Origin of the sequence: Pontiella sulfatireligans (genome assembly GCF_900890705.1) — a bacterium.
Classification (GTDB): Bacteria; Verrucomicrobiota; Kiritimatiellia; order Kiritimatiellales; family Pontiellaceae; genus Pontiella; species Pontiella sulfatireligans.
This window is the reverse complement of the sequence record NZ_CAAHFH010000001.1, coordinates 3,059,638-3,076,601: the sequence shown is the minus strand read 5'-3', so window position 1 is coordinate 3,076,601 and position 16,964 is coordinate 3,059,638. Positions and strand designations below refer to the sequence as shown.

The following is a 16,964-nucleotide window of genomic DNA, read 5'->3' as shown; positions in this document are numbered from 1 at the left end:
GCGGGCTTTATTTTTGAGAACAAGAGGTCCGAAAAATGTCCGAAGCAAACGAAGGAATGGATGTCGGTTATGTGGCGCATTTGGCGCGCATCGATCTGACCAGCGAGGAAACCGCGCTCTTCCAAGGCCAGCTCAACCAGGTGCTGCAATATGTTGAGCAGCTCAACGAGCTGGATGTCGAAGGCGTTGAGCCAATGGCCCACGCGATTCCCGTCTACAACGTACTCCGCAAGGATGAGCTCGGCTTGAGCCTTGACCATGCGGACGTAGTTGCCAATGCGCCTTCGTCTTCCGACGGCCACATCCGCGTCCCCAAAATCATCGACCAGTAGGAAAACCATGGCTGATCTACATAAACTTACAATTTCGGAGCTGACTGAACAGCTCGCTTCCGGCACATGCACTTCGGTGGACATCGTCAACGACGTGCTGGCCTCTATTGACGCCACCGACGGGAAAGTCGGCGCTTATTTAACCATCGACCGCGAGGATGCGCTGGCGCAGGCCAAGGCGGCCGACGAGGCGCGCGCCGCTGGAAGCCAGCTTCCAATGCTTGGAATTCCCGTGGCGATTAAGGATTTGCTAAACGTGAAGGGCCAGCCCTGTACCTGCTCGTCGAAGATTCTCGAAGGCTATATTGCTCCGTACGACGCCACTGTCATCGCCAAGCTCCGCGAGGCTGGGGCGGTGCTGCTTGGCCGCGTCAACATGGATGAATTTGCCATGGGCTCCAGCACGGAAAACGCCGCGCTGGGGAAAACATCCAATCCTTGGAACCTCGACCATGTGCCCGGCGGCTCTTCCGGCGGTTCGGCCGCCTGCGTGGCGGCCGACGAAGCGATCGCCTCGCTCGGCTCCGATACCGGCGGTTCAATCCGTCAGCCGGCCGCCTTTTGCGGCTGCGTCGGCGTCAAGCCCACCTACGGCCGCGTTTCGCGCTACGGCCTGACGGCCTTCGCCTCGTCGCTCGACCAGATCGGCCCCCTCACCAAAACGGTGAAGGATTCGGCGATCTTGCTCGAAGTCCTCTGCGGGCACGACAAGATGGACTCCTCGTCCATCGAGATGGACGTTCCGGCCTTTGCGAAGAACCTCTCGAACGGTACGTCGCTGGCCGGCATGAAGCTTGGCCTGCCGAAGGAATATTTTGTGGTAGGCATGGATCCGGAAGTTGAGCAGTCCGTGCGCGACGCGGTCGAGCACTGCAAAAGCCTCGGCGCAGAAATTATCGACGTCAGCCTGCCGAATGCCAAGTATGCCATTGCGGTCTACTACATTATCGCGACGGCCGAAGCTTCGGCCAATCTGGCGCGCTTCGACGGCATCCGCTACGGGATGCGGATCGACGGCAAGGATCCGATTGAGCTCTACGGTAAAACCCGCGCGGCCGGATTCGGCTCCGAGGTTAAGCGCCGCATCATTCTTGGAACCTATGTGCTCAGCAGCGGCTACTACGACGCCTACTATCTGCGGGCGCAGAAGGTCCGAACGCTCATCCGCGACGACTTTACCGAAGCCTTCAAGCAGTGCGACGCGATTCTTTCGCCGGTTACGCCGACGCCCGCCTACAAGCTGGGGGAAAAAAGCGACGACCCGTTGAAGATGTATCTCGACGACATTCTCACCACGCCGATCAATCTGGCCGGCAACTGCGCGCTGTCGCTGCCTTGCGGCTTTGCCTCCAACGGGATGCCCATCGGCCTGCAGATCATCGGCGACGCCTTCCAGGAAGAAACCATTCTCAAAGTCGGCCACGCCTTCGAGCAAACCACCGAATGGCATAAAAAACGCCCGTCCCTGTAGAGCATTACGAATTACGGATTAAGCATTATGAAATACGAAGCAACCATCGGTCTCGAAACGCATGTCATGCAGAAGACGAATACGAAAATGTTTTGCTCCTGCAAATGCGAGTATGGCGCGGAGCCTAATATCCACGTCTGCCCAGTCTGCCTAGGCTATCCCGGCGCGCTGCCGGTCATGAACGAGAAGGCGATTGAGCTTTGCTGCAAGGCCGGCATGCTGCTCGGTTGCGAAATCAATCCCTACAGCAAGTGGGACCGCAAAAACTATTTCTACCCCGATATGGCGAAAAACTACCAGATCACGCAGGCCGACGAACCGTTGTGCCTGGGCGGTCAGGTGACGGTGGAGGTCGAAGGCGAAATGAAGACCTTCACGCTCGAGCGGATCCACCAGGAAGAAAATGCCGCCAAAAACACGCATATCGCGGGCGCAAGCCTGGTGGACTACAACCGCGCCGGCACCGCGCTGATGGAGATTGTTTCCAATCCATGCATGAGCTCCGCCGCGGATGCGCTGGCCTATATGGCTGCCGTTAAGCAGATCATGCAGTATGGCGGCATCTCGAACTGCGATCAGGAAAAGGGGCAGATGCGCTCCGACGTCAACGTATCCGTCCGCCCAGTGGGCCAGAAGGAACTGGGTTCGAAGGTTGAAATCAAAAACATGAACTCGTTCGCCTTCATCAAAGAAGCCATCGAATACGAGATCGACCGGCAGACCGCCTTGATTGAAAGCGGAGGATCGGTGGTGCAGGAAACCCGGGGCTACGATCCCGACCGCGGCGAAACCTTCACGCAGCGCACCAAGGAAAACGCACACGACTACCGCTATTTCCCAGAACCCGACCTCATGCCGGTGAAGGTTGCCGCCGAACAGCTGGAGCAGTGGCGCTCCGAGCTTCCGGAAATGCCCGCGCCGCGCCGCGACCGCTATGTGGCCGAGCTTGGGCTGCCCGAATACGACGCCGGCGTGCTGACCGCGGACAAGGCCACTGCCGACTGGTTTGAGCGCGCCATGCTGCACACGAAGAACGCCAAGGCGGTTTCCAACTTTATCATGGGCGAAATGATGCGCCTGCTTTCCGAGCAGGACATGATCATTTCCGAGTCCAAAGTGACGCCTGAGAAGCTCGCCGAAATTATTGCGCTGATTGATGCCAAAACCATCAGCACCGGCGCCGGGAAGCAGGTCTTCGAGGCCATCTTCAACGAAGGCGGCGAACCGAAGGCCATTATCGAAGCCAAGGGGTTGGCGCAGGTTTCCGACGACTCGGCCCTCGACGGCTGGGCCGACGAAGCGATTGCCAACAATCCTAAGCCGGTTGAGGAATACAAAGCGGGCAACGCGGCATCGATCAACTTTCTCATGGGACAGGTCATGAAGGCGAGCCGGGGCAAGGCCAATCCTGGCGCCGTCATGCAAATGCTTAAGCAAAAACTGGATGCATAGCCTCCGGTTTTAGCACGCTGCTATTTAATGAGCCGGGATCGAACGGAATCCCGGTGATGCTGTCTATAGTTAAGGATTTGTGAGTGTTAAGCTTCCCTTATTAAAAATCGCTGGTATTTTTTACTACCGATGACAGCGGATAACCACAGGAATTATTTATGACCACTACGCATAGTCTTATTAACCAGCTGATTCAGTTGCAGGAACTGGTGGTTGCCAACATGCAGAAAAAAGTTTCGATGCCGAACGCCCGTCTGGAAGAACTGGGCAAGTCGATCGAGTTGCTGAGCGCGGATTTGCCGCAGCAGGTGAGGTCGCATTTCAACCGCTTAGTGCAGAAGCATCCCGAAGCCATTGTTCCCGTCGCCAACGAGCTGTGCACCGGGTGCGGCATGGGGCTGACCAAGAGCATGGTGCAGAGCGTCCACAAAGCCGAAGACCTGAACCGTTGCCCGAACTGCGCGCGGTTTCTCTATTATCCCGAGCAGCTGATTTCCCGCGAGCGCGTAAGCCGTTCCTACGGCGCAGTGCGCAAGAAAGGGGTTTCCCGTTTCACGTCGCCGGAACTCATGATGGTATCGCTGAAAGGAACCACCCCGGAAGAGGTGCTGGGCGAAATTTGCTCCCGCATGGCCGAAGAAAATTTTGTAGACGACGGAGCCCACCTGCTCGACCTCGCGCTGCAGCGCGAGGCCATTATCAGCACGGCGGTCGATAACAGTCTGGCCTTTCCGCACGTGCGCGGGGTTGAAGGCGGCGGGCTTTCCATGGCCGTCGGCATCCATAAGAAAGGCGTCAAGTTCGGCGGCCCCGGCCGTACCCTGACCCGGATCTTTTTCTTTGTGGTGATCCCAACGGCCACCAGTGCGTTCTATCTGAAGCTTATCTCTGGCCTGTCGCGCACCTTCCGCGAAAAGGGCGCCAGCGAAGCATTGCTGGCCGCCGCCACCGAGGAAGAGCTCTGGAAGGCGCTGATCAAAGCCACCAAGAAAACCTTCAAATAGGCATGGTCTTCTTGGAGGTTAAAAAAGGTCGGCCTAGCCGGCCTTTTTTTGTTAAACAGGATCTACAATGCTGACGATTTACGACACTGATGCCATCGATGAAATCCGCATCCGCAATGCGGTGCAGCCGCATCGCATGAAGCTGTTCCGCAATGCGCTGTTCAAGAAGTCAAAGGACTGGAGCGAGGCGCTGGCGCAACTGCCGGAAGAGGCTCGGTCCGACTTTACGGAAAACATTCGCTTCCAGTGCTTGGAACTTGCCGAACGGCACGATTCCGAGATCGACGGCGCCAGCAAGCTGATTTTCCAAACGCCCGACCACCATTTGATCGAAAGCGTGGTGCTGCGCCCCAAAAGCGGCCGAACGTCGATCTGCATTTCTTCGCAGGTCGGCTGCGCCTGCTGCTGCAGCTTCTGCGCCACGGGCATGATGGGCTTTACGCGCAACCTGACCGTCGGCGAGATCCTTGACCAGGTTGCCCAGGCCAACCGCATGCTCCGGCCGGAAGGGCGCACGGTCCGCAACGTGGTCTTTATGGGCATGGGCGAACCGCTGCTCAACCTCGCTGCGGTTTTTGAAGCGGTGACGTTCCTCAAAGCGCCGGCAATGTTCAACTTGGCCGGCGCGCGCATCACAGTGTCGACCGTCGGCATTCCGCCCGGCATGGATGCATTTACGCAACAATTCCCCGACGTGCAGCTGGCGTTGAGCCTGCACAGCGCCCGGCAGGAGGTGCGCGAACGGCTGATGCCGCAGGCGCGCAAATATCTGCTCGACCGGCTGCGGGAAGCCCTGCTTGCTGCAACCTGCAACGGCAAGGTGATGATTGAATACCTGATGCTCGACGGCGTGAACGACGGCGAGGAGGATCTGCTGGCCTTGGAAGACTACTTGCGCGGCATTCCCGTACACATTAACATTATTCCGTTTAATGAATATGCCGGCAACGGCCTGCGAGGCACACCGCAAGCGGAGCGGAAGGCCTTTGCAGACCGCCTGAAGAAGGCTGGCTTTGATGTAACGCTGCGCTATTCGCTTGGGGCGGACATTGCCGCCGCCTGCGGGCAGCTCGTGCAGCACAAACGAAAAGGTTCGGTGGACGCATGAAGAAAGGACTTGGGTTTCTCGACGTGTTTTGCATTGCGTCCGGAGCAATGATCAGCTCCGGAATCTTTGTGCTGCCGGGGCTGGCGTTTTCGCAGATTGGCCCGGCGATGATTCTCTCCTATTTCATTGCGGGCATGCTGGCGCTCATCGGCGTGTTTAGCGTAATCGAGCTGGCGACCGCGATGCCGAAGGCGGGGGGCGACTACTATTTCCTGACCCGCAGCCTTGGCCCGCTGGTGGGCACGGTGGCGGGGCTTTTGAGCTGGTTCGCGTTGTCGCTCAAGACCGCGTTTGCGGTGTTCGGCCTTGCCGAGGTGGTGTTCTTGCTCAGCGGCGAGCGGGTGCCGCTGTTTGCCACTGCGGTTCCGGTCACGGCGTTTTTTGTGGTGCTCAACATTAAGGGCACCGAGGCGGCGGCCAAGTTCGAGGTTGTGCTTGTGATGGCGCTGCTCGTGCTGATGGGAATCTATTTTGCGATCGGTGCGCCCAACATTCAGGCTTCGCATTTCCGCCCGTTTATCGTCGAAGGCGGCGGATTCAAAGCTATTCTTACAACGGCCGGATTCGTGTTTGTATCGTTCGGCGGCCTGTTGAAGACGGCGACCATTGCCGAAGAGGTGCATAATCCGCGGCGCAACATTCCAGCCGGATTCATTGCCGCCACGATCGCGATCACGCTGCTCTATGCCCTGCTGCTGGTGGTCACCGTCGGCGTTCTTCCCGCCGCCGAACTGCGTGGCTCGTTTACGCCGATTGCCGATACCGCGCGCATCCTGGCCGGCACCGTTGGCTATGTGGCCATCACCATCGCCGCCGTGCTCGCATTTGTCACTACGGCCAACGCCGGGATCATGTCGGCTTCGCGCTATCCGCTCGCACTCGGTCGCGACAGGCTGCTGCCGCCCATAGCCGCGAAGGTGAACAAGCAGGGCTCTCCAACGGTGGCGATCGTGCTGACCGGGGGCATCATCCTGGCGGCGCTGCTGCTCGACATTGAAAAGCTGGTAAAGGCGGCCTCGGCCGTAGTCATCAGCTCCTATATTCTTTCGGCGGTCGCCGTGCTGGTGATGCGCCGCAGCAAGCTGACGAACTACCGCCCAACCTTCCGCGTCCCGTTCTGTCCGTGGCTGCCGCTCTTTGGAATCGTCTGCTTTTCGCTGCTCGTGATCGACATGGGTCTGGCAGCCGTAGAAATCAGCTTGGGGCTCGTGGTGGTTGGCCTGCTGACCTATTTCTTCTATGGGCGCAAGCGCACCGACATGGGCTATGCCCTCCTGCACATTGCCCAAGAGGTCATGAACAAGGAGCTGACGTCTGATTCGTTGGAAAAGGAGTTGTACGAAACCATCCACCAACGCGACGAACTGGTGCACGACTCTTTCGACGAAATCCTCAAAACAGCCGATGCGCTCGATCTCGAACCGGGTGCCACGCAACAGAGCCTGCTCGATGCCATTTCCCAAACCCTCGAAAGGGAACTTTCCCTTTCCGAAGAGGAGATCCATGCCAAATTCGAAGAGCGCGAAGCGCAGGGCAGCTGCGTGTTGACGCCCTTTGTTGCCATTCCGCACATTATTGTCGACGGCGAAAAGCTCTTCAAGATCCTGCTGGTGCGCAGCCGCGAAGGGATCGAGTTCGAGATCGATACTTCCGTAAAGGCGTTCTTTGTGATCGTCGGCAGCCGCGACATGCGCAATATGCACCTCAAGGCGTTGGCGGCCATTGCGCACATTGTCCAGCATCCCGAGTTCGAGAAGCGCTGGGCAACCGCCAAGAACGAGGCGCAGCTGAAGGATATCCTGTTGCTCAGCGAGCGCGTGCGTATGTAAGAAAAAAAACTAGAGATGGTTTTGAACAGAAGGGCGCAAAGATGGCATTAGGGAGTTCTTGGCGGTCTTTGCGTCCTTCTGTTAAACAAAACATTTGTTGACTCCGGCCCATGCCGCTGTGCAGACAGCGCTTCGTAGAGCATCTTCCATTCCTCGCTGAGGTTGGTTGTGCATTCCGGCTTTTCGGCGCGGCGGTACCAGTAGGCGGCGTTGCCGAGGTCGCCTTCCACCCGGTGAAGATAGGCGTGGATTCATGCCGCTTCGGGGGAGGGTATGTTCTGCACAATGCGGTGCGCGTCGTCCCAGTCGCCGCCCCGTTCGGCCTCAAGAGCTTGAATATATTGATCGCTGTAGTTCATGCATGGAGGTATGCGGCGTATCGGTTTTTTTTTAAAGGCGCAGCGCGGGATTCCGTTCCGCGTTATTCGGCGGTGCGGTGAAGCGCGGAACGGATTTCCGCGCCACAAAAAAAGGCGGTCCACATGTGGACCGCCTGGCGTTTCCAAGGAATGGAAACTAGAACTGTATGCCGATCTTTCCGCTGAACATGTGCTGCGTGTAGTTGTCGGAGAACATGCCGTCGTAGTCGAACTCGAACTTGGTGTTCTGGTATCTCCAATGCCACAGGTCCAAGCCGAGGCCGAAGCGGAAGGAGTTTTCGTCGCGCGAGCGGACGAAGAGCGGGAAATCCTGCCCCTGCAGCGTAAAGCTGCCGTCGTCGAGGTCGTCGTTGAACTCGTGCAGCCAGTGCATGCGCAGTTCGGGCGAGAAGGCAAAGCCTTTGCTGAAGATGTCGATATGGTGAACCGATGCAATATTCACGCCCAGCGAGCTTAAGTATGAGTCTTCATCATAACTGTCGACCTTCATCTGTCCGAGCAGGTCGTTTTTGCGGGTGTAGGAGTCCTGATCGTAGTGGGAGGCCAGGAACGACGCTGCCGGAGTAATGGCGAAGCGATCTTTGAACTTGAAGACCATGCCGCCACCGATGTAGCCGCTCATGCTGGTTGCATCAATGCTGCCGCGGGTGGTGGAGTTTTCCTCGTCGGTGTCCAGCCATGCATAGTTGGCCGACGCGTCGAAATAGAGGCGCTCAAAACCGATGGAGGAGTAGACCGATCCATGCTTGGTGTCGGTATCCGTCTTGTAGGTTTGCGAGGCGTCGATGTGGGTTCTCGCATAGCCGCCGGCCACGCCGACGAGCAGGTTGCCGAAGCTCTTGTCGAGTCCGACAATCGTTCCCCATGTGTCGGAGTCGTAGTCGGAAAAAGCCCCGTCTTTGTCGCGGTCGCCGAGACTGCCGTATCCGCGGATCCAGCCCTGCAGGTCTTTTTCGGGAGCACCATCCTGTTTGGATGCTGCATCCGGTCCTGCCACGCCGGAGGGGGTGAATGGCTTTCTGGAGGATGCAAATCCGTTCATGATCCGGAAGTCGGTGCTGCGGCTGGCGAGCTGGTCGGCAATGCCCTGCTGCACCTGGAAGGCCGAATCCGCAATGTCCGGCAACTGTCCGGCGGCGTAGTTGATGTTTTCCGTGCCGGAAGCTTCGCCGAGGCTGTTTAGATCATAAAATTTTTCCGACGTCGAATTGGTGATGGAGTTGTCAATAAGCGACAGTAGGCGCGGATCGAGATCCATCAGTTTTTCTGAATCGGATATCGATTTGTATTTCCAGTTCACGGTGATGCCGCCATTGGTGTCGGCGCTGTCGAGCTGCGTCAGCCAGCCAAAGTCGGCCTTGACCACATCCCTCAGTGTGTTGGTGAAGGATTCGCTGGCAAGGATGACGTTTGCGCTGGATGCCACTTGGTACGATCCTTCGGTGGTGTCGGCGATGCCGCCGGCCACGATTTTGGAACCTCTATTGGTGAGAATCAGGTCGCCGCCAACGGTTAAAGAGCCCGCATTTTTAGTTAGGAAGTTGGTGGAGAAGGAGATGGTGCTGTTGTCCATCATCTCAAGGTTGCCTCCCACGGTTGTGATCTGGCCGTAGCCGGCGTCGATTTCGGAGTTTTCCGAAAGCTCCAGACTTAGCTGATTGAAGGTCAAGGTGCTGTTGGTGCCGTAGAGGACGAAGGAAGAGCCTTCCTTTGTTACGACCTTCTCTTCGCCTTGAAATCCTGTCGCTTTATCGAAACTCATGGCGCTGTTAACAATCGCAACGTCGGAGAAAAACTTAGCCTCTTCGGAATTGCTTAGCTCAACAGAAACTGCGCCTTCTGTTTGGACGAAGGAGCCGCTGTAGTTTGCATTGGTGCTCACTCTAACAGTGGCTTTTCCTGCGCCCCACTTGAGGATGTCGCCGGTGATGGTGCCGCCGGTGATGGCCAGAGTCTCAGCCGCGGTGTTTCCGAAGGCGATGTCTCCTTCGATGAGCGTGTCGGTGACCGCTTCGCTGATGTTCAGCGAGCCGTCGAGAACCATGATGCCGATGTTTCCGTCATCGGCTGTGCCGTTGATGGTGCCGCCTGCGCCTGCGTAAAACTCGCCGCCTTTGATGGTCAGGTCGCCGCCGGAGCTGTAGACGCCGCTGCCGCCGATGGCAATAACGTTTCCTTCGCCTGTGGCGTTCCCGCCGTCGGCGCCGGTAAAGGTGCCGCTTTCGATGGTCAGGGCGGTGTCGATGGCCGTGATGCCGGAGCCGCCGTAGGCTTGGGCATCGGATGAGGATCTAGCCGACGCGCCGCTGGAGGCTGTTGCCGTGACGTTGCTGATCGTGGTGGCTCCGTTGCCGTTGAGTAAAATGCCGCTTGCGCCGTACGCCGTCGCTTGGCCGTTTTCGTCGGAAGGGGACGCTTCGGTCACGGTGCCGTCCTCGTCAAAGAGGTAGTAGCCGCCCGCAACGATGGTGGCCGAGCCGCTTCGGCCGGCTTCATAGGTGCCTCCCGATATTTTTGTGGTTCCGCTGGAATGGATGTACAGGCCGGCGCCTCCGACGGAGGCGGCGGTTGCATTGGGGCCGCCGACGGTTACGATTCCTGCGTCTCCGCCTATGAAATCGCCGTCATGGATGGTAACGGTGCCCGCGGATTCCAATTGGGCCCCGGCGCCGCCGAAGGCGGAAACGTAGGCATCGATGGTGTCGAAATCGGTGTATTCAAGGGTTCGGAGGTTGTTGCCGATCTCTTGGCTGCCGATGAAGGTGCCGCCGTGGATGGTGGTGCCGCCCGCGATGGTGGTCGCATAGAGTCCAGCACCCCCGTTCAGCGGGCTGCCTTGGCTGTAGGTGCCTCCGCCTGTGGCGGTTCCGTCGGATGTAAAGTCGCCCGCCTCGAAGTTGTCGTTTACGTTGTCCGTGTCGTTGCTGATCATGAGTGCACCTTTGAGGTTTCCAACCCAAAGTCCCACAGGGGCCGTTCCACTAACGATGGTGCCCTCGTCCAGAGCCTCCGAGTCAAAGGCGCCGCCTTTGAAGGATGCCCCTTTGATCTCGACGTTATTGGCATACTGGATCACACCGGCAAAACGGCCGCTTCCGCCGTAATAGTTGCCTTCTTCGAAGGTGTAGGAACCCATGTTCTTTTCTGGATCCGTGTCGCTCGTAGATGCGCGGATAAAGATGGAAACGGCGTTGTCGTCGACGCGCTGTCTGACGTTCGAGCGGTCAACGGATTTGCCGGTAACGCTTGAAAGCAACGGATCGTCCTGCCCGATGATCCAGGTATTATTGTTTGCGAAGTTTTCACCGTCGTCATACCAATCGTCGCCGCCGTTTCCGACCGAGAAGATGCGACCCGTCATCTGGGCATTAATGTAAATCACCAAGTCATCTTCGGAGCCTCCGCGCATAAAGGCGGAATCGCCGGATGTGACGAATTTATTGGTGATCTGCGACTCGTCGCGCAGCCACAAATCCTCTCCTTCGCCGATCGTAGTGAGGTTTCCACCACTGGCTGAGTTGAAATAGGGCAGGTACCAGGCCGTGGTGAGCGTCGAGCGCGACGTGGTGGACGGCGTCAAGGTGGTTAAGGTGCGTTGAGCCCATGCCATCCCGGACCATGCGACTGTTAAAAGTGCAATTACCAATCTTTTCATTTTCTTTATCCCCTCAGTGTTGTGTCGAAATACTCCATACAAAAGACGCCATAAGGTACGCGCAGGGGCGAGGTTTTATCAATTCATTTCGAGTATAAAATGAAATCCCGCTTTTTAAGTTTCAATTGCCATCGTGGTCCGAATCGTTCCATGCGCGTTTTCTGCACCTGAAGTTGGTGTTGAATCGCGCATTTCGCATGCCTGCCTGCTTGTCTTCATGCAAGCCAGTCGCTACATTCTGCGCTTTCCAATTAACGTGAAACGTGACGGTTGAGGCGTGAGGGAAAAAGCCTGCAAGAGTTTGCCGGTGCCATGGATCACGTCTTACTCGTCACGCATCAGAAGAGGTAATCATGTTTTCAGATGTATCAAGCAAAGTCAGCTTCCCCGGCATGGAGGAAGAGGTTCTCAAGCTCTGGGCGGAGCAGGATATCTTCAAAAAATCGGTGGAATCCCGTAAGGAAGGCAAGGAGTTTGTCTTTTATGACGGCCCTCCGTTCGCTACCGGCCTGCCGCACTACGGCCATTTGCTTGCCGGAACGATCAAGGACATCATCCCGCGCTACCAGGCGATGCGGGGCCATTATGTCTCGCGCCGCTTTGGCTGGGACTGCCACGGCCTGCCGATCGAGGCGCTGGCGCAGGAGGCGCTCGGGCTCGCGGGCGCGCCCGCCATTCAAGAGGCAGGGGTGGACGTGTTCAACGAGCAGTGCCGCTCGATGGTGACCACATATGTGGAGGAATGGGAAAAGACCGTCACCCGCATGGGGCGCTGGGTCGACTTTAAAAACGACTACAAAACCATGGACAAAAACTTCATGGAGACGATTTGGTGGGTCTTCTCGCAGTTGTGGGAGCAGGACCGCATCTATAAAGCGCACCGCATCATGCCCTACAGCTGGAAGCTCAATACGCCGCTTTCCAACTTTGAGGCGGGCCGGAACTATCAGGATGTGCAGGATCCGGCCATCACGGTTCGCGTCCGGCTGCTCGATTTTGAGTTCGAGCATGCCAGTGCGCTGATCTGGACGACCACCCCGTGGACGCTGCCGGGCAACCTGGCCATCTGCGCCGGTCCGGATATTGATTATGTGGCCCTTAAGGATAAAGAAACCCACGAGGTCTTTGTTTTGGCGGCGGCGCGTGTTTCGGCCTACTACAAGAAGGAAGAGGAGTATGAAATCCTTAAAACCTTTAAGGGCTCGGAGCTCGAAGGGCTGAAATATGAGCCGATCTTCGACTTTTTCGGGGGCAATCCCCATTCGTTCCAGATTCTTAACGACGACTTTGTTTCGACCGAGGACGGCACGGGCATCGTACACATGGCGCCGGCCTACGGCGAAGACGACTACCGCGTCTGCCGGGGCTATGATATTCCGCTGGTCGATCCACTCGATGAGGACTGCAAATTTACCGGCCTGGTGCCGGACTACGAAGGCGAGTTCTGCAAAGATGCCGACAAGGCGATCATCCAGGCGCTCAAGCATGGCGGCAAGCTGATCTACCAGTCGACCATCCAGCATAGCTATCCCTTCTGCGAACGCACCGACACGCCGCTGATCTACCGCGCCATCGACGCGTGGTATGTGCGGGTGGAGGATCTGCGCGAGCGCATGCTCAAAAACAATGCAGGTGTGCACTGGACGCCGGATTATGTGGGCGAAAAGCGCTTTGCCAACTGGCTGGCCGACGCCAAGGATTGGAACATCAGCCGCAACCGCTTTTGGGGTTCGTGCATTCCGTTGTGGGTGAACGTCGATGACAAAGACGACATCATCTGTGTTTCTTCCTGCGAGCAGCTCGAAGAGCTTTCCGGCGTCAAAGTGGATGATTTGCATAAGCACCATGTCGACAAGATCCTCATTGAAAAGGACGGCAAAACCTACAAGCGCACGCCGGAAGTGCTCGACTGCTGGTTCGAATCCGGATCGATGCCGTATGCGCAAAACCACTATCCCTTTGAAAACAAGGAGCATTTCGAGGCCAACTTCCCGGCCGACTTCATTGCTGAAGGGCTCGACCAGACCCGCGGCTGGTTCTACACGCTGATGGTGCTCTCCACGGCGTTGTTCGACAAGCCGGCCTTTAAGAACGTGGTCGTCAACGGCATGGTGCTGGCCGAGGACGGGCTCAAGATGAGCAAGCGCCTCAAGAACTATCCCGACCCGATGAATGTGATCAACGAATACGGAGCGGATGCGCTGCGCCTTTACATGATCTATTCGCCGGTGGTGCGTGCGGAGTCGCTCCGCATGTCCGAAGAGGGCGTGAAGCATTCGCTCCGCCATCTGCTCCTGCCGTGGTGGAATGCCTACAGCTTTTTCGTTACCTACGCCAACATCGACGAATGGACGCCGGCGCAGTCGGTGCCGGAGCGCGACAACCTGATGGACCGCTGGATCCAAAGCTCGCTGGCCCGCTTAGAGCAGCAGGTGAGCGATGCGATGGACCGCTACGACCTGCAGGCCTCCGTCCGGCCGTTCGTGCAGTTTATCGAAGACCTGACGAATTGGTACATCCGCCGTTCGCGCCGCCGCTTCTGGAAGAGCGAGGACGATACCGACAAGATGCAGGCCTATTCCACGCTTTACGAAGTGCTGATCGGCCTTTCTAAAATTGCCGCGCCGTTTACGCCGTTCATCTCGGAAACGATCTATCAAAACCTCAAGACGGACGACATGCCGGAATCCGTGCACCTCTGCGACTTCCCGACCGCCGCCGACGCCAAGCGCGACGAGGTGCTCGAGGGCCAGATGGCCGTGGTGATGAGCGCCGTCGAGCAGGGCCGTACGCTGCGCGGCGAGTATAAGCTGAAAAACCGCCAGCCTCTCGCCAAGATGCATGTGGTGTGCGACGACGAAAAACTGCTCGCCAATATCCAGGCATTGGAAAGTTTGATTTCCGACGAGCTGAACGTCCGCACCGTCGAGTTTTCAACCGACTCCTCGGAGTTGGCCACGATCCAGGCCAAGCCCAATTTTAAGCAGCTCGGCCCCAAACTCGGCCCGCTGATGAAGAAGGCCGTTCCGTTGATCAATAGCCTGACCGACGAGCAAATCGCCTCGATTTCCGCCGGCGAAACCGTGGCCGTCGAATTGGAAGGCAAGACCATCGAGCTGACGAGCAGCGACATCGAAGTGGTTCGCAACCCGAAAGAGGGCATGGCCGTGAGCGCCGAAGGTTCGCTGGTGGTCGGACTCGATACGCAGCTGACCGAAGGCTTGCTAACCGAAGGACTGGCACGTGAATTTGTGAATAAGATCCAGAGCATGCGCAAGGAAATGGATTTGGAAGTAATTCAGCGCATCCATATCGGATTCAAGGGCGATGAGGCCATTGGCACGGCAGTTGCTAAGTATGGAAATTATATTGAGGCGGAAACGCTTGCCCTTTCTTGCAAAGCGCAATCGGAAGAAGATGAAACCGGCATGCAATGGGATTTGAACGGGCACGCCTGTTTCCTGTCTATAAGGACTGCCTCTTAATTGCTTGATATGTTGGTTGACAGGGGTAGGGGCAGATGATAAATACCCAACCCTTCAATTCGGGAGGAACCGGATTTTGCACTGGAGAATACGCTAAAATGGCTACGAAAAAGACAGCAAAAAAAGCGCCCGCAAAAAAGAAGGCGGCAAAGAAAGCAACTTCCAAGACTTCCGCTCCGCCCGTCGCCACGAGCAAAGGCGGCCCGCTCACCGGAAAGATTGCTCGGAATAAGCATTTTACCGCCAAGCAGCTGAAAGAACAGCTTTTCCGCCTGCTCGTACTTCGTGAACGGGTAAGTGGGGAAATTATCTCGATCAACCGCGACTCGCTCGGCCAGAGCGACCGCGATCCGTCGCTTTCCGATCAGGGAACCGACACCTTCGACCGCGAGTTTGCACTTAACCAGCTCAGCAACGAGCAGGACGTGCTGTTCGAAATCGACGAAGCGATCCGCCGCCTCGAAAACGGCTCCTACGGCGTTTGCGAAATGACGGACGTCGCCATCAATATCGAGCGTCTCGAGGCGCTGCCCTACGTGCGCTACTCCATCAAGGCGCAATCTGAAATTGAAAAGGGCCACTCCACCTACCGCCCGTTCGGCGCCAGTATGCGCGGGATATAGCCGAAACGGCCGAGTCGTTTCGGAAATCCTAATCCCCAACCGCTAAGTTTTAAATAAGGCTCAAATAGGGAAGCTCAAATGGCGGGAAAGATCTGTTTTGGATTTTCCCGTTTATCGTTTGGAATTTGTTTAGGATTTAGAAATTAGGATTTAGGGTTTGTGCATGACAGTGCTTCTGATTGGCTTAGCTATTCTGTTTTTGGATCAGTTCACCAAACAGGCCGTTCGTGCACATTTTATCTACGGCGAATCCCGCCCAGTCATCGATGGGTTTTTCAATCTGGTCTACGTCCGCAACGATGGCGCGGCCTGGAACATGCTCAGCGGCCACGGAATCATTCTTATTTTGATTTCAGCGGCCGTTCTCGTTTTGCTGGTTGTTTACCGTCGCTCCTTCCTGCAGGAGCAGTTTTTGCATAAAATCCTGTTCGGTCTTATGATTGGAGGCATTGCCGGAAACCTGATCGACCGCATCCGCTTCGGCTGGGTGACCGACTTTCTGGATTTCCAGTTCGGATCATACCATTATCCTTCGTTCAATGTGGCTGACTCCGCCATCTGCATCGCCGTCGGCCTCTACATCCTCACCAACCTCCTCCAGAAGAAGGAGGGCGAGGGCGACGAGGAACTGAAGGATGCCTAGCAATACGCAATACGCAGTACGCAATACGCCGGTTGCATATTTTCTAGTTGGGACAACCGCTTCGGGCAAAAGCTCCGTTGCGCAATACATCGCCGAGCGGGAAGGGCGGCTGATTGTCTCCGCCGACTCGATGAATCTCTACCGCGGCATGGACATCGGCACCGCAAAGCCCTCTTGCAGTGAGCGGGAAAAGGCAGACTATGCCGGCTTCGATCTCGCCGAGCCGACCGAAAAGTTCAGCGTCGCCGCCTATCTCGACGCGGTGAAGCCCGCCTTTGAATCCGGGCGCGAAATCATCGTCGCTGGAGGCACTGGGCTCTATGTCAAATGCCTGACCGAAGGCTTCGACGACGTGCCTCCCGAAAACACGGCTCTTCGCTCCGAGCTCGAAGCGCTCGACTTCCAATCCTTGGAAAACCGTGCAAAAAAAGAAGCCACCGAACTTTTTAATACATTGACGATCGACGACCAGCAAAACCCGCGCCGTCTGATCCGCATCCTCGAACGTACCGCAGGTGATTGCGAGCAAGCGCAGCAATCTTCGCCTGCCCGGCAGAACAGGGCCTGGAATTCCCGCCCCAAGCCGGTCATCGTTGGTCTGCATGTCGAGCGCGAAGTGCTCCTGCAGCGCATCGAACAGCGCGTGGAAGCAATGTATGCATCCGGCCTGCTCGACGAGGCCAAGGGGCTGTCCGAACTTGACCTTTCCCCGACCGCCCTGCAGGCCATTGGCTATGCCGAAGCTTTTGCAGTTTTGAAAAACGAAATGACGCTCGAAGCCGCCAAAGAAAAAACCGTCATCCGCACCCGCCAGCTCGCCAAGCGTCAAATGACCTGGTTCCGCAATCAGCTTAATGTTGAGTGGATCGAAACGGCGGCGTACCAAACCGTGGGAAAACTCGCCGAAGCCGTTTCCAATGCCTGGAAAAGAAACGGAGCAACAGCGGTTCAATTTTGTGGTTAACAAGGATTGTGATCAAGA

Annotated in this window: 11 protein-coding genes; 10 read left to right on the top strand and 1 reads right to left on the bottom strand. The window is 57.0% G+C overall.

All coding sequences use genetic code 11. The features are described from left to right. Window positions 1-35: 35 nt before the first annotated feature. From gatC to SCARR_RS10590, 6 genes are all read left to right on the top strand, one after another. Window positions 36-332, top strand: coding sequence for an Asp-tRNA(Asn)/Glu-tRNA(Gln) amidotransferase subunit GatC (gatC, locus tag SCARR_RS10615; RefSeq protein ID WP_136061557.1), 297 nt, complete (start codon window positions 36-38; stop codon window positions 330-332). A 7-nt stretch (window positions 333-339) separates the two neighbouring features. Then, entirely contained in the window at window positions 340-1,803 is a 1,464-nt protein-coding gene (gene gatA / locus SCARR_RS10610; protein WP_136061556.1) for an Asp-tRNA(Asn)/Glu-tRNA(Gln) amidotransferase subunit GatA, read from the top strand. Window positions 1,804-1,830: 27 nt separating this feature from the next. Beyond that, window positions 1,831-3,255 (top strand): Asp-tRNA(Asn)/Glu-tRNA(Gln) amidotransferase subunit GatB, encoded by a 1,425-nt coding sequence (gene gatB, locus SCARR_RS10605; protein WP_136061555.1) that lies wholly within the window; start codon window positions 1,831-1,833, stop codon window positions 3,253-3,255. 158 nt (window positions 3,256-3,413) lie between these two features. After that, the gene (locus tag SCARR_RS10600) at window positions 3,414-4,259 is read left to right on the top strand and encodes a PTS sugar transporter subunit IIA (protein WP_136061554.1); all 846 of its coding nucleotides are present in this window, start codon (window positions 3,414-3,416) and stop codon (window positions 4,257-4,259) included. Window positions 4,260-4,326: 67 nt separating this feature from the next. Beyond that, complete coding sequence (gene rlmN, locus SCARR_RS10595; protein WP_136061553.1) at window positions 4,327-5,367, top strand: 23S rRNA (adenine(2503)-C(2))-methyltransferase RlmN; 1,041 nt, start codon at window positions 4,327-4,329, stop codon at window positions 5,365-5,367. Next, window positions 5,364-7,196 (top strand): amino acid permease, encoded by a 1,833-nt coding sequence (locus tag SCARR_RS10590; RefSeq protein WP_136061552.1) that lies wholly within the window; start codon window positions 5,364-5,366, stop codon window positions 7,194-7,196. Before rlmN ends, SCARR_RS10590 begins: the two co-directional genes overlap by 4 nt. Before the next feature lie 516 nt (window positions 7,197-7,712). On the opposite strand, the gene SCARR_RS10580 is transcribed toward SCARR_RS10590, so the two are convergent. Then, on the bottom strand, window positions 7,713-11,231 hold the full coding sequence (locus SCARR_RS10580; protein WP_136061551.1) for an autotransporter family protein: 3,519 nt from the start codon (window positions 11,229-11,231) through the stop codon (window positions 7,713-7,715). Between the two features lie 353 nt (window positions 11,232-11,584). Between SCARR_RS10580 and ileS the strand changes: the two genes are divergently transcribed. The 4 genes from ileS to miaA all read left to right on the top strand — a co-directional run bounded on the left by ileS (window position 11,585) and on the right by miaA (window position 16,946). Next, window positions 11,585-14,716, top strand: a complete 3,132-nt coding sequence (ileS, locus tag SCARR_RS10575; RefSeq protein WP_136061550.1) for an isoleucine--tRNA ligase — start codon at window positions 11,585-11,587, stop codon at window positions 14,714-14,716. A gap of 98 nt (window positions 14,717-14,814) precedes the next feature. Further along, a complete protein-coding gene (locus SCARR_RS10570; RefSeq protein WP_168433226.1) occupies window positions 14,815-15,339 on the top strand; it encodes a TraR/DksA family transcriptional regulator in 525 nt (174 codons plus the stop codon). Window positions 15,340-15,502: 163 nt separating this feature from the next. Next, window positions 15,503-15,982, top strand: coding sequence for a signal peptidase II (lspA, locus tag SCARR_RS10565; protein WP_136061548.1), 480 nt, complete (start codon window positions 15,503-15,505; stop codon window positions 15,980-15,982). Continuing rightward, a complete protein-coding gene (miaA, locus tag SCARR_RS10560) occupies window positions 15,975-16,946 on the top strand; it encodes a tRNA (adenosine(37)-N6)-dimethylallyltransferase MiaA (protein WP_136061547.1) in 972 nt (323 codons plus the stop codon). The genes lspA and miaA overlap by 8 nt, the downstream gene beginning before the upstream one ends. Window positions 16,947-16,964 lie beyond the last annotated feature (18 nt).

Bases quoted from the DNA above. Each gene is read 5' to 3' on its own strand.
- gatB (WP_136061555.1), top strand. From the start codon at position 1,831: ATGAAATACGAAGCAACCATCGGTCTCGAAACGCATGTCATGCAGAAG.
- SCARR_RS10580 (WP_136061551.1), bottom strand. From the start codon at position 11,231: ATGAAAAGATTGGTAATTGCACTTTTAACAGTCGCATGGTCCGGGATG.
- miaA (WP_136061547.1), top strand. From the start codon at position 15,975: ATGCCTAGCAATACGCAATACGCAGTACGCAATACGCCGGTTGCATAT.
- rlmN (WP_136061553.1), top strand. From the start codon at position 4,327: ATGCTGACGATTTACGACACTGATGCCATCGATGAAATCCGCATCCGC.
- ileS (WP_136061550.1), top strand. From the start codon at position 11,585: ATGTTTTCAGATGTATCAAGCAAAGTCAGCTTCCCCGGCATGGAGGAA.
- SCARR_RS10570 (WP_168433226.1), top strand. From the start codon at position 14,815: ATGGCTACGAAAAAGACAGCAAAAAAAGCGCCCGCAAAAAAGAAGGCG.
- lspA (WP_136061548.1), top strand. From the start codon at position 15,503: ATGACAGTGCTTCTGATTGGCTTAGCTATTCTGTTTTTGGATCAGTTC.
- gatC (WP_136061557.1), top strand. From the start codon at position 36: ATGTCCGAAGCAAACGAAGGAATGGATGTCGGTTATGTGGCGCATTTG.
- gatA (WP_136061556.1), top strand. From the start codon at position 340: ATGGCTGATCTACATAAACTTACAATTTCGGAGCTGACTGAACAGCTC.
- SCARR_RS10590 (WP_136061552.1), top strand. From the start codon at position 5,364: ATGAAGAAAGGACTTGGGTTTCTCGACGTGTTTTGCATTGCGTCCGGA.
- SCARR_RS10600 (WP_136061554.1), top strand. From the start codon at position 3,414: ATGACCACTACGCATAGTCTTATTAACCAGCTGATTCAGTTGCAGGAA.